The 21,540-nt window shown below is 49.7% G+C and carries 15 protein-coding genes and 3 tRNA genes; 6 read left to right on the forward strand and 12 right to left on the reverse strand.

Translation table 11 applies throughout. The features are described from left to right. Positions 1 to 195: 195 nt before the first annotated feature. A complete protein-coding gene (locus ACJHWR_RS20290; RefSeq protein WP_000750398.1) occupies positions 196 to 423 on the reverse strand; it encodes a YgdI/YgdR family lipoprotein in 228 nt (75 codons plus the stop codon). 191 nt (positions 424 to 614) lie between these two features. Between ACJHWR_RS20290 and csdA the strand changes: the two genes are divergently transcribed. Next, on the forward strand, positions 615 to 1,820 hold the full coding sequence (csdA, locus tag ACJHWR_RS20295) for a cysteine desulfurase CsdA (protein WP_012311671.1): 1,206 nt from the start codon (positions 615 to 617) through the stop codon (positions 1,818 to 1,820). Then, positions 1,820 to 2,263: a cysteine desulfurase sulfur acceptor subunit CsdE gene (csdE, locus tag ACJHWR_RS20300; protein ID WP_000184244.1), complete on the forward strand. Its 444-nt coding sequence runs from the start codon at positions 1,820 to 1,822 to the stop codon at positions 2,261 to 2,263. The genes csdA and csdE overlap by 1 nt, the downstream gene beginning before the upstream one ends. A 50-nt stretch (positions 2,264 to 2,313) precedes the next feature. Here the strand turns inward: csdE and tcdA are convergent, their stop codons facing one another. After that, on the reverse strand, positions 2,314 to 3,120 hold the full coding sequence (gene tcdA, locus ACJHWR_RS20305) for a tRNA cyclic N6-threonylcarbamoyladenosine(37) synthase TcdA (RefSeq protein WP_000117737.1): 807 nt from the start codon (positions 3,118 to 3,120) through the stop codon (positions 2,314 to 2,316). Positions 3,121 to 3,196: 76 nt separating this feature from the next. Next, positions 3,197 to 4,294 (reverse strand): murein transglycosylase A, encoded by a 1,098-nt coding sequence (mltA, locus tag ACJHWR_RS20310; protein WP_000678646.1) that lies wholly within the window; start codon positions 4,292 to 4,294, stop codon positions 3,197 to 3,199. Between the two features lie 208 nt (positions 4,295 to 4,502). Here mltA and ACJHWR_RS20315 point away from each other — a divergent pair. The 3 genes from ACJHWR_RS20315 (at position 4,503) to ACJHWR_RS20325 (ending at position 4,800) form a co-directional block, all read left to right on the forward strand. Further along, positions 4,503 to 4,579: transfer RNA gene (locus ACJHWR_RS20315), tRNA-Met, on the forward strand. A 33-nt stretch (positions 4,580 to 4,612) separates the two neighbouring features. Beyond that, a tRNA-Met gene (locus tag ACJHWR_RS20320) sits at positions 4,613 to 4,689 on the forward strand. 34 nt (positions 4,690 to 4,723) lie between these two features. After that, positions 4,724 to 4,800: transfer RNA gene (locus ACJHWR_RS20325), tRNA-Met, on the forward strand. 78 nt (positions 4,801 to 4,878) lie between these two features. Here ACJHWR_RS20325 and ACJHWR_RS20330 read toward each other — a convergent pair. The 6 genes from ACJHWR_RS20330 to amiC form a co-directional block, all read right to left on the reverse strand. After that, on the reverse strand, positions 4,879 to 5,826 hold the full coding sequence (locus ACJHWR_RS20330) for a phosphoglycerate dehydrogenase (protein ID WP_012311982.1): 948 nt from the start codon (positions 5,824 to 5,826) through the stop codon (positions 4,879 to 4,881). A 71-nt stretch (positions 5,827 to 5,897) separates the two neighbouring features. Next, the gene (locus tag ACJHWR_RS20335) at positions 5,898 to 6,494 is read right to left on the reverse strand and encodes an SIS domain-containing protein (protein ID WP_001089170.1); all 597 of its coding nucleotides are present in this window, start codon (positions 6,492 to 6,494) and stop codon (positions 5,898 to 5,900) included. 2 nt (positions 6,495 to 6,496) lie between these two features. Further along, entirely contained in the window at positions 6,497 to 7,672 is a 1,176-nt protein-coding gene (locus ACJHWR_RS20340; RefSeq protein ID WP_000382399.1) for a MalY/PatB family protein, read from the reverse strand. After that, the gene (locus tag ACJHWR_RS20345; RefSeq protein WP_000810549.1) at positions 7,672 to 9,252 is read right to left on the reverse strand and encodes a PTS transporter subunit EIIC; all 1,581 of its coding nucleotides are present in this window, start codon (positions 9,250 to 9,252) and stop codon (positions 7,672 to 7,674) included. The genes ACJHWR_RS20340 and ACJHWR_RS20345 overlap by 1 nt, the downstream gene beginning before the upstream one ends. A gap of 31 nt (positions 9,253 to 9,283) precedes the next feature. Next, complete coding sequence (locus tag ACJHWR_RS20350) at positions 9,284 to 10,108, reverse strand: PRD domain-containing protein (protein ID WP_001571832.1); 825 nt, start codon at positions 10,106 to 10,108, stop codon at positions 9,284 to 9,286. A 257-nt stretch (positions 10,109 to 10,365) separates the two neighbouring features. Next, on the reverse strand, positions 10,366 to 11,619 hold the full coding sequence (amiC, locus tag ACJHWR_RS20355) for an N-acetylmuramoyl-L-alanine amidase AmiC (protein ID WP_000016907.1): 1,254 nt from the start codon (positions 11,617 to 11,619) through the stop codon (positions 10,366 to 10,368). Positions 11,620 to 11,850: 231 nt separating this feature from the next. Between amiC and argA the strand changes: the two genes are divergently transcribed. Beyond that, on the forward strand, positions 11,851 to 13,182 hold the full coding sequence (gene argA, locus ACJHWR_RS20360) for an amino-acid N-acetyltransferase (RefSeq protein ID WP_000237940.1): 1,332 nt from the start codon (positions 11,851 to 11,853) through the stop codon (positions 13,180 to 13,182). A 61-nt stretch (positions 13,183 to 13,243) separates the two neighbouring features. On the opposite strand, the gene recD is transcribed toward argA, so the two are convergent. Genes recD through ptrA form a run of 3 tightly spaced genes read right to left on the reverse strand, consistent with a single transcriptional unit; the run spans position 13,244 to position 21,493 of the window. After that, positions 13,244 to 15,070 carry an exodeoxyribonuclease V subunit alpha gene (gene recD, locus ACJHWR_RS20365; protein WP_000775926.1) on the reverse strand — a complete coding sequence of 609 codons (1,827 nt, stop codon included), beginning with the start codon at positions 15,068 to 15,070 and terminating at the stop codon, positions 13,244 to 13,246. Next, a complete protein-coding gene (recB, locus tag ACJHWR_RS20370) occupies positions 15,070 to 18,612 on the reverse strand; it encodes an exodeoxyribonuclease V subunit beta (protein ID WP_023141697.1) in 3,543 nt (1,180 codons plus the stop codon). The genes recD and recB overlap by 1 nt, the downstream gene beginning before the upstream one ends. Continuing rightward, entirely contained in the window at positions 18,605 to 21,493 is a 2,889-nt protein-coding gene (gene ptrA / locus ACJHWR_RS20375; RefSeq protein WP_001138099.1) for a pitrilysin, read from the reverse strand. The genes recB and ptrA overlap by 8 nt, the downstream gene beginning before the upstream one ends. Positions 21,494 to 21,540 lie beyond the last annotated feature (47 nt).

Genomic DNA, 21,540 nt, shown 5'->3' on the forward strand with positions numbered 1-21,540 from the left:
TCGGAATGCGTGTTCTGGTGAACTTTTGGCTTACGGTTGTGATGTTGTGTTGTTGTGTTTGCAATTGGTCTGCGATTCAGACCATGGTAGCAAAGCTACCTTTTTTCACTTCCTGTACATTTACCCTGTCTGTCCATAGTGATTAATGTAGCACCGCCTAATTGCGGTGCTTTTTTTTTACCTTGCGATCGCGAATTACTGATCCAGTTCGACCATCTCTTTCACGTCAGTACGGTTGATCTGCTGTTTGTTGCCATTAGCGTCTTTATACGAAATCATACCGGTATCGTTATCAGTCTGTGGTTTGCCGTCAGAGACGATGGTACGTCCGTCATTGGTGTGCATCACATAGTTCGAACCGGAACAGGCGCTCAGGGCAAAAGTCAGCATACAGGCAGAAATAATTGCGGCAGTCTTTTTCATCATCTTCTCCTTAAAGCGATTAATAAATCTTAATAGTATTGATTAACAGGCTAAAATTAACGCCTAACACTATTCAGCATATGTTACTGACGCGGCTTCGCCAGGATATCCAGATAATTCTGATGGTTAGCACTCTCCTTGTATCAAAGTGAATTTTGCGTCACGATCGGTGCATCAAGCCGAGGAGTACCATGAACGTTTTTAATCCCGCGCAGTTTCGCGCCCAGTTTCCCGCGCTACAGGATGCGGGCGTCTATCTCGACAGCGCCGCGACCGCGCTTAAACCTGAAGCCGTGGTTGAAGCCACCCGACAGTTTTATAGCCTGAGCGCCGGAAACGTCCATCGCAGCCAGTTTGCCGAAGCCCAACGCCTGACCGCGCGTTACGAAGCTGCGCGGGAAAAAGTGGCACAATTACTGAATGCACCGGATGATAAAACTATCGTCTGGACGCGCGGCACCACTGAATCCATCAACATGGTGGCACAATGCTATGCGCGTCCGCGTCTGCAACCGGGCGATGAAATTATTGTCAGTGTGGCAGAACACCACGCCAACCTCGTCCCCTGGCTGATGGTCGCCCAACAAACGGGGGCCAAAGTGGTGAAATTGCCGCTTAATGCGCAGCGACTGCCGGATGTCGATTTGTTGCCAGAACTGATTACTCCCCGTAGTCGGATTCTGGCGTTGGGCCAGATGTCGAACGTCACTGGCGGTTGCCCGGATCTGGCGAGAGCGATTACTTTTGCTCATTCAGCCGGGATGGTGGTGATGGTTGATGGTGCTCAGGGGGCGGTGCATTTCCCCGCGGATGTTCAGCAACTGGATATTGATTTCTATGCTTTTTCAGGTCACAAACTGTATGGCCCGACAGGCATCGGCGTGCTGTATGGCAAACCAGAACTGCTGGAAGCGATGTCGCCCTGGCTGGGCGGCGGCAAAATGGTTCACGAAGTGAGTTTTGACGGCTTCACGACTCAATCTGCGCCGTGGAAACTGGAAGCAGGAACGCCAAATGTCGCTGGCGTCATAGGATTAAGCGCGGCGCTGGAATGGCTGACAGATTACGATATCAACCAGGCCGAAAGCTGGAGCCGTAGCTTAGCAACGCTTGCAGAAGAAGCGCTGGCGAAACGTCCAGGCTTTCGTTCATTCCGCTGCCAGGATTCCAGCCTGCTGGCCTTTGATTTTGCTGGAGTTCATCACAGCGATATGGTGACACTGCTGGCGGAGTACGGTATTGCCCTGCGGGCCGGGCAGCATTGCGCTCAGCCGCTACTGGCAGAATTAGGCGTAACCGGCACACTGCGCGCCTCTTTTGCGCCATATAATACAAAGAGTGATGTGGATGCGCTGGTGAATGCCGTTGACCGCGCGCTGGAATTATTGGTGGATTAATGACGAACCCGCAATTCGCCGGACATCCGTTCGGCACAACCGTAACCGCAGAAACGTTACGCAATACCTTCGCACCGTTGTCGCAATGGGAAGATAAATATCGCCAGTTGATCATGCTGGGGAAACAGCTGCCGGCTTTGCCAGACGAGTTAAAAGCGCAGGCTAAAGAGATTGCCGGATGCGAAAACCGCGTCTGGCTGGGATATACCATGGCTGAAAACGGCAAGATGCATTTCTTTGGCGACAGCGAAGGACGCATTGTGCGCGGCCTGCTTGCGGTGTTGTTGACTGCCGTTGAGGGCAAAACCGCCGCCGAATTGCAGGCACAGTCGCCGCTGGCATTGTTTGATGAGCTGGGATTGCGTGCGCAACTTAGCGCCTCACGCAGCCAGGGGTTGAATGCGTTAAGCGAGGCGATTATCGCTGCGGCGAAGCAGGTTTAAGCACAGAACCGGGTCGGAAAGGACGTTTGCGTCGCATCCGACCTGATTGTTTACCCCTGACGCGCCGCTTTCGCCATCATCTTCTTCAGCGCATGAGAAACCGCAACAAAACCAAAGGTGGCGGTCACCATCGTCGCGGCACCAAATCCAGATGCACAATCCATCCGCTTTGGCCCTTCCGCCGTAGCTTTCATTGCACAGACCGTGCCATCTGACTGCGGGTACACCAGCGCTTCGGTAGAGAACACGCAATCCACGCCGAGCTTACCTTTACTGTTTTTCACTATGCCAAAATCGCTTTTCAGGCGCTCACGCAACTTCGCCGCCAGCGGGTCCTGAATCGTTTTCGCCAGATCGGTAACCTGAATCTGCGTCGGGTCAATCTGCCCACCCGCGCCACCGGTTGTGACCAGTGGGATTTTATTGCGCCGACAATAAGCAATCAGCGCCGCTTTGGGCCGTACACTATCAATGGCATCAATCACGTACGAATAACCCACGCTCATATACTGCGCTACGTTATCCGGCGTCACGAAATCATCCACCACCGTTACACGGCACTCCGGGTTAATCTGGCGAATACGCTCCGCCATAACTTCCGCTTTTGCCAGCCCAACGTTATCGCGCAGGGCATGAATTTGCCGATTGGTATTGGTGACGCACACATCATCCATATCGATAAGCGTGATTGAGCCAATCCCCGTGCGCGCCAGCGCTTCCGCCGCCCAGGAACCGACACCACCGATACCAACCACACAAATATGCGCGTCAGCAAACAGTTGCAATGCTTTTTCACCATACAGACGCGCTGTGCCACCAAAACGCTGACGCCATGCATCACTAATTACCACAGACATAGCACCTCAGAATTAAAAAGGGCGAGGTTATCCCTCACCCTGTCGTATCCGTCAAAACGGTATACAGAATAACACATCAGCCGCTAAAGACGTTACCTGCGCCCGGGGCGGTTTTCAGCACCCAAACACGTCCATAGTGGTTGTACCAACCTGCGCGGTGTCCGGCTTCCGGCCCGATACCTTGATAAATATCGAAGTGTTGGCCTTTGATTGCACCACCGACATCCAACGCCACCATCAGCCGTAGTTCGTACTGACCGTTAAATTTGCCGTTATTATCCAGCAGCGGCACTTCTGCCAGTAAGGTTGTACCAGGCGGGATAATGGAACGATCGGACGCAACTGAAGCGCGACCAACCAGCGGCACCGCACTTGCCCCTTTCACCGGAGCAAAAGATTGCGGTTTAAAGAAGACGAAAGACGGGTTCTGTTCCAGCAGCTCGCGAACCTCGGCTTCACTGTGTGTTTCACCCCAGTGACGAATCGCCTGCATCGACATATCTTCTTTTTTCACTTCGCCACGGTCGATCAGCACCTTACCAATGCTGCGATAGGCATGACCGTTTTTCCCTGCATAGCTGAAAAAGTTAAGCGGACTGCCATCACCAAAGTCGATATACCCACTACCCTGCACATCCATAATGAAGTTATCCATCAGAGAGTTGCTGTAAGCGAGGATGTATTTATCGCTCAATGCCCCCGCGTAGATCTCCGCACGAGACGGCAGACGACCACGTTTTGGCGGCATACGGTAAATCGGATACTGAAACTCGCCCTGGCGGGTATGGCGCGCCTGAATTACTGGCGTGTAATAACCGGTAAACTGCACGTTACCATAGTTGTCGGCACCTTCCATCTGCCAGGCATCAATGCCGAACTGGCGCATATTGCGGGTATCACCGCCTGCGCGCAGCCACTCTTGCACCGCGTTATAAACATTACTCTGGTTGCCATACAGACGCGGTGACGAATTACGGATATGGTTAATTTGCTCGGCAAAATCACCGGCGTTAATCGGCGCGCCAACGGCATCTGGCTGGTTCACCAGAGAGAAAGGCTGGGTAAATTTCCCGTCTTTATATTGCTGTCCGCGATCGGTTGGTTTGGAAGAGCAGGCGGCAAGCATTGCCACAACCGTGCCCATAAGAAGGTACTTTACCCAACGTCCTTTCATTGTTCTCTTCTTCAGGTTAAAAAATAAGGCGCAACGAAGATAACAAACCGCCGCGTTTAATGAAATGAGCAGCCTCTCCCCGACGCAAATTTTGCACAAAAAATAGGCTTTAGTGATTTGTTTTTGTTCAAAATCATGCCAAATCCGTGATCGGGGTAAAAAAAAGGTTGCATGAAAACGCGAGCAGAGTATAGTGCGCATCCACGGACGCGGGGTGGAGCAGCCTGGTAGCTCGTCGGGCTCATAACCCGAAGGTCGTCGGTTCAAATCCGGCCCCCGCAACCAATTAAAATTTGATGAAGTAAAGCAGTACGGTGACGCGGGGTGGAGCAGCCTGGTAGCTCGTCGGGCTCATAACCCGAAGGTCGTCGGTTCAAATCCGGCCCCCGCAACCAATCAAAATTTGATGAAGTAAAAGCAGTACGGTGACGCGGGGTGGAGCAGCCTGGTAGCTCGTCGGGCTCATAACCCGAAGGTCGTCGGTTCAAATCCGGCCCCCGCAACCAACACTTATGATGCTGATAAACCGCAATGTGTTTCACAAATTGCGGTTTTTTTGTACCTGAAATATTCCTTAGCTGAACTCACAGCACGTTTTTTATCTCCCTTCCTGCGAAGTAATCAATTATCGACTGGGCAACGTATATCCCGGTTTGCTGGTATGACTCAACGGTGGCGGCCGCAATATGCGGCGTTGTAATGATATTCTTGGCATGTAGCAATGGGCTAAATTGCGCTAGCGGTTCAGAGCTAAACACATCCAGTGCTGCAAAAACATTTCGTTCTTCAATTACCTGAAGTAAAGCACCCTCATCCAGCAACTTTCCCCTTGCGGCGTTGATGATCAGAGCACCATTGCGCATCATCGACAAATATTTATGACTAATGAAGTTCTCCAGCTCCGGAGAAAATGGCAAAAGAACGATGATGACATGAGACTGCATAAAGATATCTTCAATTGATACGAACTGAACTCCATCTTTGCCTGCGGCCTGGAAATCGGGTTGTTTGTCAAAAGCTAAAAGCTCAACATCAAAACCAGATAACCTTTTCGCCAGTGTTTTGCCAATATTGCCGTAGCCAAGCAGGCCAATACGTTTACCTTGTAACTCGCAGCCATGCGACTCGCCCCAATAACCATTTTGCATCGCATGATAGCTACCGGGGATATTTCTCATGCTCGCGAAGATAAGTCCAATGATAAATTCCGCAACCGCATTTGAATTAATCCCAACCGCATTATTGACAACAATACCGGATTGCTGTGCCGCACGAAGATCAATATTGTCTATCCCCGTCCCGAATCTCGATATTATTTTCACACCAGACAGCAATGATAGCGTGTCCGCCTGATAACAATCTTTTCCGGCGATGACCGCGCAAATAGATTCTCGTAATGCAGTGGATTCTGATTTAAGCAGATGCTCCACATTATTCTTAATAATAAGATTAAAATTATTCTCTCTTAGCAACTTGCTGGCGGAAACACAGCGTGCTGAAAAGCTGGGGACGGTGACCAGAACATTTTTCATAGCTGACACTCACTTCAAAGAACGCCACCCCAAAAGATGGCGTGACCGGTTACTGTATTTATATTTTGAAATTATGAGTTTGCTTTAATACCGAGCGCACCTCCTGGATGATATAAGCCGAAATCAGCACGAGTAAACTTTTTCAATTCGGAGAGCGCAAGCGCCACCGCATCACCAACAACCAGAACGACTGTTGATGAGCATGACGGCGCTAAACCTAAATTATCCGCCTCACTTTTTACGGGAATTTCAACGGATAAATCACAACTTATCGCAAGCGATGAGTGATGACTGCGTGTAAAAGAGATCAAATAATTACCCATTTTTTTCAGACTAGGCAGTGTCGCCAGGATTTCCGCCGTCTCACCACTGTTTGAAATAAGAATAACAACATCGTCTTTCGCCACCATTCCAAGGTCGCCGTGTACCGCTTCCGTACCGTGAACAAAAAACGAGGGAGTTCCAGTGCTGGCAAATGTTGCGGCGAGTTTTCGGGCAATAATACCGGACTTACCGACACCAATAAAAACAACTTTCCCCTGACAAGACTGTAATACTTTAATTAAATTTGCGACCTCCGAAAGGGGGGAATCAATAACTTCTTCAACTGCTTTATGTTCGTTACGCATAAAATGTTTAATGAGATGGATAAGATCCGTGCTGTTCATTTTTATTTTCCTTGATTAATATTTTTAATTACACTCGCAAGACGCGTAAGCCCCATATATAATTTTTCTCGACCGCAGGCCAGGTTCAGACGAAGGTAGCCCTCCCCCTCCGTTCCATAGACATTCCCCGCCATAATGCCCACTTTGCCTTCATGAATTAATCGACTGTAGAATTCATCAAAGGGATAACCAATAGCAGAGCAATCTATCCACGAAAAATAGCAACCATCAGCTGGCCTTACGATCAATTCTGGAGTGTTTTCGTTCAGATACTGCTGGGTGAATTGAATGTTAGAGGCAATATGTGCCTTTAATGACTTTAACCATCCCTCACATTCGTTATAGGCAATAATAGTTGCAATTATATTCAGTACTGATGGGGAGTTTACAAAATCGCGATACCTCGATATCGTTCTGAACTTATGATTAAAATTATCGTCAGTTGAAATCATATACGATCCTGTTAGTGCAGGAACATTAAATGTTTTCGATATCGAGTTAAATACTACTACTTTTTCTTTTTTTATTTTAAGCGCGGATGTAAAGCTACGATTAAAAACAAAATCACTATGGATTTCATCTGAACATAACCAGACATTATGCCTTGTACAGCTTGCAGCGATTTTATGCAGTTCTTCTTCCGACCAGACTGTTCCTGTCGGGTTATGAGGATTACATAATAACACCATCTTTGCGCTTTGAATCTTAAGATCAAAATCTTGCCAATTGATAGCGTAGCCCCCCTCATTTTTTATAATCAAAGAGGCTGTCAGAATATTTCTCTCGCTATGTTTAATTATATCAAAAAATGCATTATAGACAGGTGTAAAAACGAGAATATTATCACCATGCGATGTCAATAACTCTATTGCTTTAGCAATGGAGTACATCACGCTTGGGCTATAGGTGATCCATTCTGGTTTGATTTCAGTTTTATATTGTTGATGATACCAATTGACTATCGCATTCAGATAGTCATCATGCTGCCAACGGCTGTACCCTAAAATCGGGTGTTCCAGACGTTTTTTTAATGCTCTGGTGATAGCGTCTGGTATCGGAAGATCCATATCTGAAATAGAGAATGGTAATACATCTTTTACACCAAATCTGTCCTCGCAAAAGTCCCATTGGGTACAATATGTTCCTTTGCGGGAAATAGGAGTATTAAAAACATCCATCAGCATATCCCCATGTAGTTATCCATATCCCGACGCAAGGCGATGACTTTAGTACCGATAATGACTTGTAGGGTATTTTGATCAAGTTTAACAACCGCAATTCCGCCGGCTCTTTTTATTGCAGCCTCGTCAAGCAATCCCATATCTGCGATTGTTAAACGTAAACGAGTTACGCAATTATCCAGTGACTTAATATTCTCTTTACCACCAAGTGCCTTAACCATCTGCTCCGCCGCTTGCAGCTCTGATTTATCAGGAGTTGGGATATCCGCTATAGCCGTATCCTCATGAGCGTTCAGCGTGACAGGACTGGACTCTTCACGGCCTACCGTCATCAGGTTAAATTTGAGAATAGTCCAACGGAACACAAAGTAATAAATAAAGAAATAGGCCACTTCGACACACACCGCTATTGGCCAACCTGTTCTTGTGCCACGCAATACGCCAAAGCTAATAAATTGAATCAGATCGCCAGTAAATCCCATCTTCACGCCCATATATGGCAAGACCATGTTGGCGAATCCATTCATAAATGCATGGAAGACAAACAGCAGTGGACTGACAAATAAGAACAGAAACTCAATCGGTTCGCTGACGCCGCCAATAATGACTGTAAGCACCCCGGAAATAAGCAATGCTTTGATAGCTTTTCTGTTTTGAGCATGAGCAGTGCGATACATCGCCAGCGCGGCACCAGCCAGACCATACTGAATCATCAGTTTGCCCTGTTCCATTTTCCCCGCCAAATCCAGCGGAATGACCGCATTCTCTTTGACGTACGCCATAAACATGTTCAGGGTGCCATAATACTCTTCGCCGCCGATCACTGCCGATCCGCCGATGGGGGTAAAGCGGAAAACTGACGTCACCAGGTGATTTAAACCAAAAGGTATCGTCACGCGTTCGGCGACTGCATAGAAAAAATAGCCAACAGGACCGGAAGTTGAAATCCAGTGGCCAATGAGCATGAAAAGATTGAAAAACGGCGGCCAGATAAAAGGGATGATCAGACCAAATCCACTCATCACAATCAGTGTAATGATAGGCACCAGACGTGGGCCGCTATAAAAACCTAATGATTCAGGAATGCGTAAATTAACGATCTTTTTATACATGCTGGCGACTAATAACCCAGCAACAATTCCCCCTAACACGCTGGTATTGTAGGACTGGATCCCCAGAATGATGGTTTGCCCATGTGTCGACATTTGGTCAGCAGCGACCAATAAGTCGTGCTGTTTAAGATAAAAGTTCGTTCCCAGATGCATCGCCATAAAACCAATTAAGCCAGAAAAAGCACCATAGGCTTTATCCTCTTTATCTTTTAATAATCCTAAGGGAATCGCTATCGCAAACAATACAGGTAAATTAACAAAGGCAAACAAACCAAGACTAACAATGAAATCAAGTATGGTTTTAATTATTGGAATAGCCAGAAATGGAATTAACTTTGCCATATCATCACTGGCTAAACCACTTCCCAGCCCTAGCATCATGCCACATACACTTAGCAGAGCAATGGGATACATGAATGCCTTTCCCAGGCTCTGAAAAAAACTCCAGGCTTTCTTTTGTTTCATGTGGGTTATCTCATATAAATGTTATATATAATTAGTCCATTAATACTTTGGTACGAATTGAGAGATATAGTTTTTCTTCTAAAATTAATTCATATTTAAAAGTGGCATACAGATACCGTTCAATTTCATGAATTGCGCGCTGTAACAGGATGTCTTTCTCAAGAAACTGCTCATAGATGTCACCAATATCTTTTTGTTTTATCTTTTCATTACATAATACGCGACTTGAAAAATATTTAAGGTGTATCATGAACCTGGAATAATTAAATGAACTTCTGTCCACCTTTCTGTTATAAACAACTTCAATAAGCCCCGTGATTATTTGCGACAACTCAATAATCCGTACTGATTCATAATCAACTGAATTTTCATAATTATTTAAAATATGCAATGCTATAAAACCAATCTCATCATCAGGAAGTTGAACGCTGAATTGCTCATTAATGATAGTTAATGCATCGCGACTTATCGCATACTCTGCTTTGTACAACGCTTTGATTTCATCAAGGAAAACATTATTAATTTGTATGCCTGAAGCGACTCGGGATATTGCATTCGAAATGTGATCAGCAAGAATCAATAGTAGCGATGGATTGAGATTTTTTTCGAGATTGTTCTCCGCATATTGCACTATTTTTTCGGCAACAAAAACATACTCAATATCCACATGTTCAATCAATTTGTAGAGTTTATTTTTTTGTTCATTTCTGACATAAAAAATCCGGTTAGCCGGATGCTCAGGGACCGACATTCCATATTTTTTGTTGTAACCGACGCCAGGCCCAGAAATGATAACCTCCTGTCCATTCATCGATGCCTGTACACAATTATTGTTCATGACTTTTTCGATGATCATTTCATGGCTCCAAAAAAAAAGGCAAGGCACGTCAGAAGTAATGATTACTTCAAACATTGCCTTGCCTGATTTAACAGTTACAAGATGATTAACTAATGCGTATACATTACACGGAATTGTGCTTAATTAAAGAGATGGTCGGCTTATTTTTCAAGCCGACATTCAAATATCCGACATCAGTCACAAAACCAGCGTCTAATATTCAGGTAAATGTTATCTATTCAACGAAATATAAATTCATTGAATAAATAAAAACATTATCCCCTTCTCGCCAGCGTCGCCCCATCGGCAAAATACGCTTTAATTCCCGCAAGAATAGACTCCGCAACTTCCTGCTGGAAAGTCGCCGTTTTCAGTTTACGCTCTTCCTCAACGTTACTGATAAACGCCGTTTCGACCAGAATGGAGGGAATATCTGGTGCCTTTAGTACGGCAAACCCGGCCTGTTCAACTTGATTTTTATGCAGCTTGTTGATTTTACCGAGCTTATTCAGCACCGCTTTACCAAACTTCAGGCTGTCAGCAATGGTCAGCGACTGCACCATATCGAACATAGTGTGGTCGACATAGCGGTCACCGCTTTTGCTTACGCCACCAATCAAGTCCGAGGCGTTCTGGGTTTGTGCCAGATATTTTGCCGCAGTACTGGTTGCGCCTTTGGTTGAGAGCGCAAACACCGAGGAACCGCTCGGCTGGCGACTGGTAAAGGCGTCGGCATGGATAGAGACAAACAAGTCAGCACGCTGTTTCTGGGCTTTTGCTACGCGCACTTGCAACGGAATGAAGATGTCTTCATTGCGCGTCATGTACACCTTCATATTGCCCTCTTTCTCGATCAGAGAGCGCAGACGGCGAGCTATTTGCAATACTACGTCTTTTTCGCGTGTTTTGTATTTCCCCACCGCACCGGAGTCTTCGCCACCGTGACCAGGGTCAAGCATAATGACAATCGGACGATCCCGCCCAGCTTTACCCGGTTGTGGACCACTTTGTGCTGGCGGCACCTGCTTTTCGAGGTCGCCTTTGTTGTAATCCTCCAGCAGCGCCAGCAGCGGGTCCTGCATATCCTGTGCATTGGCAGGATAGAGATCCATCACCAGACGCTCTTTAAACCCGGCGACCGGCGCAAGGGCAAACAGCTGCGGTTTTACGTTTTGCTTTAATTCAAAAACCATACGTACGGTTTGCGGGTCAAATTGCCCGACGCGCGCCGACTTGATGAACGGGTCGTCAGCGCGGATTTGCGCAGCCATCCCCTTGAGCACCGAGTTCAGGTTTACATCTTCGATATCCACCACCACGCGTTCAGGATTACTCAACGCGAACTGCTTATATTTCAGCTGACGATTAGATTCTACCGTCACGCGGGTGTAGCTGGACGCAGGCCAGACGCGCACCGCCACGACCTGGCTGACCGCAGCCAGGCTGACCTGACTTACGCTCAATAGCCACATGGCACCCGCGCCTTGCAGTAAACGACGACGGCTGATTGCAGTGTTGGATCCTGACATGCCTCTCCCGAGCAAAAGAAATCTAAGCTGTGTAACAAGTAAACGACCAATTTGACCGGAAACTTTAGCGAAAGACGCATAATCTGTCATCTATAAAACGGTAAACATTCTTTTTATATTCACGGTATTACTGATAAAAAAGTCGCTCCCGCATAAAATTTACACTTGCACCCTGCGAAAAAACAGAATAAAAATACAATAATTTCGAATAATCATGCAAAGAGGTGTGCCGTGGTAAAGGAACGTAAAACCGAGTTGGTCGAGGGATTCCGCCATTCGGTTCCCTATATCAATACCCACCGGGGAAAAACGTTTGTCATAATGCTCGGCGGTGAAGCCATTGAGCATGAGAATTTCTCCAGTATCGTTAATGATATCGGGTTGCTGCACAGCCTCGGCATCCGTCTGGTCGTGGTCTATGGAGCGCGCCCGCAGATCGATGCAAATCTGGCAGCGCATCACCACGAACCGCTATATCACAAAAATATACGCGTGACCGACGCCAAAACACTGGAACTGGTGAAGCAGGCTGCGGGAACATTGCAACTGGATATTACTGCTCGCCTGTCGATGAGTCTCAATAACACGCCGCTGCAGGGCGCGCATATCAACGTCGTCAGTGGCAATTTTATTATTGCCCAGCCGCTGGGCGTGGATGACGGTGTGGATTACTGCCATAGCGGGCGTATCCGGCGGATTGACGAAGATGCGATTCATCGTCAACTGGACAGCGGTGCGATAGTGCTGCTGGGGCCGGTCGCGGTTTCAGTCACTGGCGAGAGCTTTAATCTGACCTCGGAAGAGATTGCCACTCAACTGGCCATCAAACTGAAAGCTGAGAAGATGATTGGTTTTTGCTCTTCACAGGGCGTCACTAATGACGACGGTGATATTGTCTCAGAACTTTTCCCTAACGAAGCGCAAGCGCGGGTAGAAGCCCAGGAAGAGAAAGGCGATTACAACTCCGGTACGGTGCGCTTTTTGCGTGGCGCAGTGAAAGCCTGCCGCAGCGGCGTGCGTCGCTGTCATTTAATCAGTTATCAGGAAGATGGCGCGCTGTTGCAAGAGTTGTTCTCACGTGACGGTATCGGTACGCAGATTGTGATGGAAAGCGCCGAGCAAATTCGTCGCGCAACAATCAACGATATTGGCGGCATTCTGGAGTTGATTCGCCCACTGGAGCAGCAAGGTATTCTGGTACGCCGTTCTCGCGAGCAGCTGGAGATGGAAATCGACAAATTCACCATTATTCAGCGCGATAACACGACTATTGCCTGCGCCGCGCTCTATCCGTTCCCGGAAGAGAAGATTGGGGAAATGGCCTGTGTGGCAGTTCACCCGGATTACCGCAGCTCATCACGGGGCGAGGTTCTGCTGGAACGCATTGCCGCTCAGGCGAAGCAGAGCGGCTTAAGCAAATTGTTTGTGCTGACCACGCGCAGTATTCACTGGTTCCAGGAACGTGGATTTACCCCAGTGGATATTGATTTACTGCCCGAGAGCAAAAAGCAGTTGTACAACTACCAGCGTAAATCCAAAGTTTTGATGGCGGATTTAGGGTAAGCGATGAAAATCGCCGGATGCGACATGCGTAACACTCGTGCGTCGCATCCGGCAATTACGTTTATCCCCGTGAACTAAACAACGCCGCCAGACCGCTGCGCCGCTCGGTGCGCGTGGCAATTGCCGCACTTAAAATGCGCTCATCGGCATACAGCGACAGACGGCGACGCGCGCGGGTCACCGCAGTGTAAACCAGCTCTCGTGTTACTACTGGCGTGCGTTGGCTCGGTAAAATCAACGCCGCATGGTCGAACTCCGATCCCTGCGATTTATGTACCGTCATCGCCCACGTCGTTTCGTGCTCTGGCAAGCGACTCGGTTGCACAGACTTAATATTGCCGTCCGGCATCGCAAACCAGACGCGCGTCCCCTGCCCGCGATCCAGCGCAATACCGATATCGCCATTAAACAACCCAAGCGCGCTGTCATTACGGGCAATCATCACCGGTCGGCCTTCGTACCAACGAGAGTGCGGATTACGATGAATTTTGCGCTTCTGTTGCATAAACTGCTCAATTCGCTCATTCAGTCCAGCCACGCCAAACGGCCCTTCCCGCAGGGCGCACAAAAGCTGGTACTCATTGAACGCCTGAATGATTAAATCCGGCTCGGCACGCGCTTGCAGCAGATCCAGATAACGTCCGTAACCCGAAAGAGCTTCCTCAAGCATCGCAATATAATCTTCGCCGCTCTGTAAAAGCCGTTTTTCGATATCAGTAAAATCCTGCTGAAAAACGGTTTTCACTGCCATTTTATCACCACGGTTAATCGCCGCAGCTAACTGACCAATGCCAGAATCGCTGCCGAAACGATAGCTTTTTTGCAGCAGGCAGAGACTGTCGCGCAAAGATGCCGCTTCTGTGCCAGTTCCTGACGGAATGTGAGTTCCCGTCAGGCGGCTTAGCTGCCCGGCACGCTCGGCGGTAAAGCCGGCATTGGCATAAGCACAAATATCGCCCAGCACAGCCCCAGCCTCAACCGAGGCCAGTTGATCACGATCGCCGAGAAAGATCACTCGCGCATGATCGGGCAAGGCGTCTATCAGTCTCGACATCATCGGCAGATCGATCATTGACGCTTCATCTACTACCAGCACATCAAGATGCAGCGGGTTACCGGCATGATGACGTAAACGCTGGCTACCCGGCTGTGCGCCCAGCAATCGGTGCAAAGTACTGGCATCTTCCGGAATGCGTTTCTTTTGTTCATCGGTCAGCGGTAACTGGCGCAAAGCCTTGCCGAGAGATTCGGTTAAGCGCGCGGCAGCTTTACCCGTTGGTGCAGCCAGACGGATACGGCAGCGTTCTCCGTCGGCCATTTGAATTAAGGCTGCCAGCAACTTCGCTACGGTGGTCGTTTTACCGGTGCCAGGACCGCCGGAAATCACCGAAATCCGCCGCGTCAGCGCCACTGCCGCCGCCACTTTTTGCCAGTTAATGTCATCGCTTACTGGAAAAAGTTTGTCCAGGGTTTGCGCCAGTAGAGCTTCATCAACCTCAATGGCATGATTCACTTCGTTGAAAAAGCGTGCCACTGTGCGCTCGTTACACCACATGCGATTCAAATAAAGACGATCGCCACAGAGGATCATCGGCGTTGGTTCATCTCCCCGGCTGACCGCTTGTGAAGCCAGCAAGCATTCTTCCCAATTTTGTAGCTCACCGATTTCACTGACACAGGTCGCCAACAGCGGATGCGATGCCTCGTTATTTTCCAGTCGTGAAAGCGGCAAACAAACGTGTCCCTCTCCGGCATCATGACTTAACAGTGCCGCCGCGAGGGTGACGGCAGGATGTTCATCTCCCGCCACGGTCAGGGCAAACTGCACGTCCAGCGGGCGTAGCTGTTTGTGCTCCACAGCTTCCAGTAATTGCTTTTGCAATTTCATTACGCCTCCTCCAGGGTCATACCGGCAAACATCTCATCCATCAGGTCAATCAACCCGGCGTTGGGTCGGGTCGCGTAGATCCCTTGTTGCGGATGTTCTTTATCAACGCCACGCAGGAACAGATAAATAACGCCGCCAAAGTGGCGCTCATAGTCATAATCAGCAATGCGATGGCGCAGATAACGGTGCAGCGCCAGGGTATAAAGCTGATATTGCAGATCATAGCGGTGTGCCTGCATTGCCGCTGCCATAGCCTGTTGGGTGTAAGCCGAACTGTCTTCACCCAACCAGTTGGATTTATAGTCGAGCAGGTAATAACGCCCTTCGTGGCGGAATACCAGGTCGATAAAGCCTTTTAACATGCCGCGTACCTGCATGAACTCCAGCGGCGGGCAGCCAGCGGATAGCGGGTCAAACTGGCGAATTAGTGCATCAAGCTGGCTGGCGATAAGCGGTTCACTAATCGGCAGGTAAAACTCCATCTCCACCTGTTTATCGCGATCGGAAAGCTGATTCAGGCTAACACCCGTTTCATTGAGAGGTGCCTGGAGGACAGCCGTGATCCACTCAGTCAACACCGGTTCCCACTGCGGTTCAAAGCCACCGAGCTCCAGTTTTTCCTGTACCCAGTTCGGGTCAACCGGCTGGGTAAAATCGAGGTCTTCAAACAAACTGTGCAAGAATGTCCCCGGTGACGCACCGCGCGGGAACTGATGCGGTGTTAACGTCGGTTCTTCAACGACGCTGACCACGCCTGCGGCATCAACATCCAACCGTGGCATCAGATCCTGAGCGATACCGTGACCACGCTGCTGCAAACCGGAGTAGCTGGTGACACGCCAGTTATCGCCGGGCAATCGTTGTAGCGTCCTCGCATTCAGTTCTGCAGTTAATGCATCATTAACCTGCCAGGGCTGGTTATCACCAGTTTGTGCCGTTTGCCAGGCAATATCATCATCGCATAACGCTTCAATACAGGTGCGAAGCCCTGCCGCATCTTGCGGTTCCCCTTTTTGCAGCAAACGCCCGAGCGCACTTTGGTGGACGTCGGTATCACCTTTTTTATCGCCACGACGGCGCACCAGCGGTGCAACGCCGAGACTGCAATGCCAAACCGAACGCGTCAGCGCCACGTAAAGCAAACGCAGATCTTCCGCCAGACGTTCGGCCTCCGCGAGGTCGACGCTTTCTGGCGCAGCATTAAGATCCAGAACAGCCTCAAACGAGTGGCGATCGTGATAAAACGCCTGATCCTGGACGCGGAAATTGGTGATAAACGGCAGCCAGACCAATGGATATTCCAGCCCTTTCGATTTGTGGATCGTGACAATCTGCACGAGATGTTTATCACTTTCGAGACGCATTTGTTGGCTGGAGGCATTACTGTCTGGCTCGAGGATATGTTGCGATAACCAGCGTACCAGCGCATGTTCACTTTCCAGCTGCGTGCCGGCTTCTTGTAGCAATTCGCTGATATGCAAGATATCGGTAAGACGCCGCTCACCGCCTGCTGTTGCCAGCAAGTTTTCTGCAATGTTACGCGCCGACATCAGCGCCCGCAGCATCGGCATAACGCCACGTTTGCGCCAGATTTGCCGATAACCATCGAACTCTTCGACTACCGCATCCCACGCATGTTCGTCATTATTCAGCGTTTCAATATCCAGCGCATTCAGCCCCATCATTGACGTTGCCAGCGCACTGCGCAGGGTGTTCTCACGTTCGGGTGTCATCACCGCCTGCAACAGCCAAAGCATCTCCTGTGCTTCCAGAGTTTCAAAAACACTGTCGCGGTTCGAAAGGTAAACGGAAGGGATTTCCAGCAGCGTTAAGGCATCGCGCACCTGAGCGGCCTCCTGGCGGCTGCGCACCAGCACACTGATGTCCGAAGCACGTACCGGACGTGCATCATCGCCGTTCATCAGCAACGCTTCCCCGCGCTGCCCAGCCTGTAACCAGTCGCGGATTTGCGCAGCACATACCTGCGCCATGGTACTTTGATAGTCGCCAACGCCGCAGCTTTCGCCTTCCATCAGCCACATTTTCATCGCAGGCTGCGTTTCACCTTTAAACACAAAACGTAACGCCTGATTTTTCCCGGCAGATTTCACAGGAATAAACGGTATTTCACGAAACATGAACGCGTCATCAGTCTGGCTGAAAAGTTTGTTAACGCTGTTCACCATTCCCGGTGCGGAACGCCAGTTGGTGTCTAAGGTGTAGTGGGCGTGAACTTCGCTACGCGCCTTCATATAAGTGAAGATATCCGCACCCCGGAATGCATAAATGGCCTGTTTCGGGTCGCCAATCAGCAACAATGCGGTTTCCGGCTGATGGTGCCAGATACGGCGAAAAATTCGGTACTGCTGGGGGTCGGTATCCTGAAATTCATCGATCATTGCCACCGGGAATCGCGTACGGATCGCCGCTGCCAATACCTCGCCGCTTTCACTACGCAGCGCGGAATCGAGCCGACTTAACATGTCATCAAAACCCAATTCGCCACGGCGGCGTTTTTCACGCGCTACTGTTTCGCGGATCTCAGCTAATGCGCGAGTGATCACCAGATCGCGGATCGACAATGGTTCTGCAAGCAGTTGATCGATCGCCTCAAACAGTGGATGTCGCGGGGTTTCCCCCCCGGCTTTCGTGCGATCTTCTAAGAAACACTGAGAGAATTTTTCCAGCGACTCTGGCAACTGATAGCTGTTGGTCTCTTCTTCTGCCCAGGCGCTGATCTTGTCGATCCATTTAGCCTGATTGCTACGGTTAAACTTGCGTCGATCAATACCAGAAGATTCGATCAGCGCATCCAGTTCACCCACCGCGTCGCGCCACTGCTGTTTTACCGTATCAATACGCGCCACAATTTGCGCGTGGCGGGAAGCCAGCGTTTCATCATCGGGCGGCGGCGCTTTGATAACCGGCGCTTCGCCTTGCAGATAACGATTAATATCGCGCAGTAACGCCTGCGGCCCTTTCCAGGTTTCAAAGACGACCTGGGCAATTTCACGCGGCAGCGGGTAGCAGTGGCGACGCCAGAAATCGGCGCAGGCCTGGTAGCGTAGCAGAGACTCATCTTCAATCAGCTGCTGCTCAAACAGCATGCCGGATTCAAAGGCATTCAGGTTGAGCATGCGCTGGCAAAAGCCGTGAATAGTAAAGACTGCCGCTTCATCCATCTGCCGCTCGGCTAACAACAACCACTGCGCGGCTTGCGCTTTATCGTCGATCTCTTCCAGCAGGCGTTCGTACAGTGGATTGTCGGTGGTTTCACGCAGACAGGCGATGCGCAACTCGTGGATATTGCTACGGATACGACCGCGCAATTCTGCCGTGGCAGCCTCGGTAAAGGTGACCACCAGCAGTTCTTCAACGGTCAGCGGGCGGGGAAAGGCGGCAGAACCGCCTAGTCCAAGTAACAGGCGCAAATAGAGCGCCGCAATCGTAAAGGTTTTGCCTGTGCCGGCAGAGGCTTCAATCAGGCGCTCGCCCTGTAAGGGCAAGCGCAAAGGATCTAGTGTCTCGGCGACATCACTCATTCTTTTCACTCATCAGGGGCATTGTTTGCTGCAACGCGCTGACGTTCTCCCACACTTTCCAGCCTTCAGGATGCACATATTCGGCTTTCCCGTTCTGGCTGCCGGAAATCTGCGACAGAATAGCCATACCTTGCGGCTCGACCACCGCCTGATGGAAGAAATCAGCAAGTTTTTGCGGCGTCAGCAGTTTTATCTGGGCCACGATTTTATCACGCGAATCGAAGCGCATATTGCCGCGATCGAAATCTTTACTTAACTTCGATGCTTCTTCGCCGAGCGTTTGCGGTGCCTGCAGCATCTGGGTAATTACCGCCTGCTGGATTTGCGCAAACTCTTCTGGCTTCATCGCCCGCAGTTTCGCTTCTGCGGTCGGGAAAAACGCCTTGTAACGCTCCCACAAGAATGAAGGCTGTTTATCATTGCTTTGCAACAGGAAGCCCATGCCCCACTGACGCCCCACGCTCATTGGAAACGCAAACACGGCATAGCCCAACTGTTCTTCGGTACGCAACTGATTGTAGAACCACGGCTGTACGATCTGCCCCAACAGAGAACTATACGCTGAACTGGTGTATTCATCGTAGCCAGTCGGTACAAATACCGCTGCCAGTGCGGAGTCGGTGCTGTTACCGGCTTTTTCAAAGATGACGGATTGTTTTTTATCGACCACGACATCTTTGTTACGACACCACTCCGAACCATCAGCGCCCAACTGTTTTTGCACATCGCGTGCCAGCGTTGTTGCCTGGGCCTCGGTCATGTTGCCGATAACCATAAACTCTGGTCGAGCCCCTGATTTTAAGGCGTCGCGATAGGCCATCACCTCTTTCAAAGTAATGGAGGGCAAAATTTTGCGCCGTTCATCTCGCGAGAAGTATGGTACTTGCGAGAGCATCTGCGCGGGCATAATCGCCTGCTCGAACGCTTTGCCCTTTTCTGCAGAATCCATCATCTGGTTATACCAGGACTTCGCCTGCTCAAGCTGATCTTCCGTAGCGGTATAGCTAAAGTACCCCTCGAGCAATGCCTGGAACAGCTGCGGCAGGCGCTGGGTGTAACCATTGGCATTAACCATAAGGCCGTTGTTAGCATTGGTGGAAAAACTTATGCCACCAACCGACGCCTGGTTGCTTAACTGATCAAGCGCCAGCCCTGCGAGATAATCATTGAGCGCAAACATCACCTGATTGCGGGCGCTATCCATGGCTTTTGGATTACGCAAAATCAGGCTGACATCAGCTTTGGGTTCGCTGGAAAAATAACGGCTTGGCGCATACACCACACGCAGATTCGACTCATCAACAATCAGCTCTGGATGGTCATATTTCTTCTCTGACTTAATCAGCGAGAAATCGTCAGGAATATAGGGGTTAAGCTCTGGCAAAGAGAGCGCAATGTCGGCGGCTTTTTTCTGCCAGTCAGCGAAAGTTTGTGCGCTAATTTTATCGACCTGATACGGCGCATCGACAAAGTAAGCCGTTTTGTTGTGCGGCTCTTTCGGGCTGATATACCAGATACGCGCATTCTGCGGCGTCATCATCGCCAGGCGTTCTTTTACTGCTTTAGCGTCGTACCGATCGGCAATATTGACTGCATCCAGCGTATGCTCAACAGGAACGCGAATCATGGTATCTGCCAGCCATTCGACGTAATCCATATCACGGGTGATTGACGGATAACGGAAGTCGATATCCAGCACATTCGCCAGTTCATCGAAGTATTGTTTATCAATCCCTTTTTCGCGTAACAGATTGAGGTAGCTAAAAATGGCCGCCACAACCTGATCGCGATTCGCCAGACCTTTATCGGTTAAAGACGCAGAGATCGCTAATACGCCGCTGTTGCCGTTGACGATAGGATCGGAATTGGCGCTAATACCCTCAACTAATCCCTGCTTTTGCAGCCAGTCAGAAAGTGTACCTGGGCTGCGATTACCAATCAGATAGGTAATCAATTCATCCGTTTTACTACGGAACTTCGCTGAATTGTTATCGATGCGAAACTCAACGCGCAGAACTTTACGCGGCAACGCCGGGACGTAATGAATGATAATGCCCTTTTGCGCGTCGGTGACTACCGGCACGGTGATTTCCGGTTTTTTGCTCTCTTTGTTCGGCACGCGACCAAAGGTGTCCGCCGCCATTTTTGCCAACTCCGGCAACGGTTTATTACTGTAAATAACCGCCTTCATCAGATTGGCGGAATAGTACTTCTCGTGGAAATCTTTCAGCGCCTGCTGTACCGGATTACCTGGTTTGTCGCTTAAGGTTTCGAGGTTACCACCAGAAAACTTTGAACCGGGGTGTGCCGGGTTAATGGTTTCTGCGCTGACCTGTGCCATGCGCATCCCGTCACGCGTACGCGCCATGGTTAATTCGGCATTCACTGCATTACGTTCACGTTCGGCGTATTTCTTGTCGAGCAAGGGTTCTGCAATAGCGTCCGCCAGGCGGTCTACCGCACCGGGCAAGGCGTCGTTCTCAACTTCCAGATAGAAAGCCGTGCGATACGGTGCCGTGCTGGCATTGTGACTGCCGCCGTGCATTTTGAGATATTCGGCCAGACTGTCAGCCTGCGGGTACTTTTTCGACCCCATCAGACTCATGTGTTCAAGGTAATGCGCCAGCCCCTGATACGCCTCGGGATCTTCCAGCGACCCAACGGGCACCACCAGCGCCGAGAGCGATTTAACCGCCTGCGGATCAGAAACCAGCAAGACCACCATACCGTTATCCAGACGTATAGCCTGATACTGGCGGTTATCTTTATCACTTTTACGGATGGTTTCCTGAATCGGCTGCCATCCCGTTTCTGCCTGACTTAAGGGTGCCCAAAGGGCAACAAACAACAATAATGCTTTGAACCAGATGCTGCGGGGCATTCACGGACCTCATAATCAACTTTATTTTCTGGCCAGATTCAACAGGT

This window comes from Escherichia sp. WS568 (genome assembly GCF_046486085.1).
GTDB lineage: Bacteria > Pseudomonadota > Gammaproteobacteria > Enterobacterales > Enterobacteriaceae > Escherichia > Escherichia coli.

Bases quoted from the DNA above. Each gene is read 5' to 3' on its own strand.
- ACJHWR_RS20290 (WP_000750398.1), bottom strand. From the start codon at position 423: ATGAAAAAGACTGCCGCAATTATTTCTGCCTGTATGCTGACTTTTGCC.
- csdA (WP_012311671.1), top strand. From the start codon at position 615: ATGAACGTTTTTAATCCCGCGCAGTTTCGCGCCCAGTTTCCCGCGCTA.
- csdE (WP_000184244.1), top strand. From the start codon at position 1,820: ATGACGAACCCGCAATTCGCCGGACATCCGTTCGGCACAACCGTAACC.
- tcdA (WP_000117737.1), bottom strand. From the start codon at position 3,120: ATGTCTGTGGTAATTAGTGATGCATGGCGTCAGCGTTTTGGTGGCACA.
- mltA (WP_000678646.1), bottom strand. From the start codon at position 4,294: ATGAAAGGACGTTGGGTAAAGTACCTTCTTATGGGCACGGTTGTGGCA.
- ACJHWR_RS20330 (WP_012311982.1), bottom strand. From the start codon at position 5,826: ATGAAAAATGTTCTGGTCACCGTCCCCAGCTTTTCAGCACGCTGTGTT.
- ACJHWR_RS20335 (WP_001089170.1), bottom strand. From the start codon at position 6,494: ATGAACAGCACGGATCTTATCCATCTCATTAAACATTTTATGCGTAAC.
- ACJHWR_RS20340 (WP_000382399.1), bottom strand. From the start codon at position 7,672: ATGGATGTTTTTAATACTCCTATTTCCCGCAAAGGAACATATTGTACC.
- ACJHWR_RS20345 (WP_000810549.1), bottom strand. From the start codon at position 9,252: ATGAAACAAAAGAAAGCCTGGAGTTTTTTTCAGAGCCTGGGAAAGGCA.
- ACJHWR_RS20350 (WP_001571832.1), bottom strand. From the start codon at position 10,108: ATGATCATCGAAAAAGTCATGAACAATAATTGTGTACAGGCATCGATG.
- amiC (WP_000016907.1), bottom strand. From the start codon at position 11,619: ATGTCAGGATCCAACACTGCAATCAGCCGTCGTCGTTTACTGCAAGGC.
- recD (WP_000775926.1), bottom strand. From the start codon at position 15,070: ATGAAATTGCAAAAGCAATTACTGGAAGCTGTGGAGCACAAACAGCTA.
- recB (WP_023141697.1), bottom strand. From the start codon at position 18,612: ATGAGTGATGTCGCCGAGACACTAGATCCTTTGCGCTTGCCCTTACAG.
- ptrA (WP_001138099.1), bottom strand. From the start codon at position 21,493: ATGCCCCGCAGCATCTGGTTCAAAGCATTATTGTTGTTTGTTGCCCTT.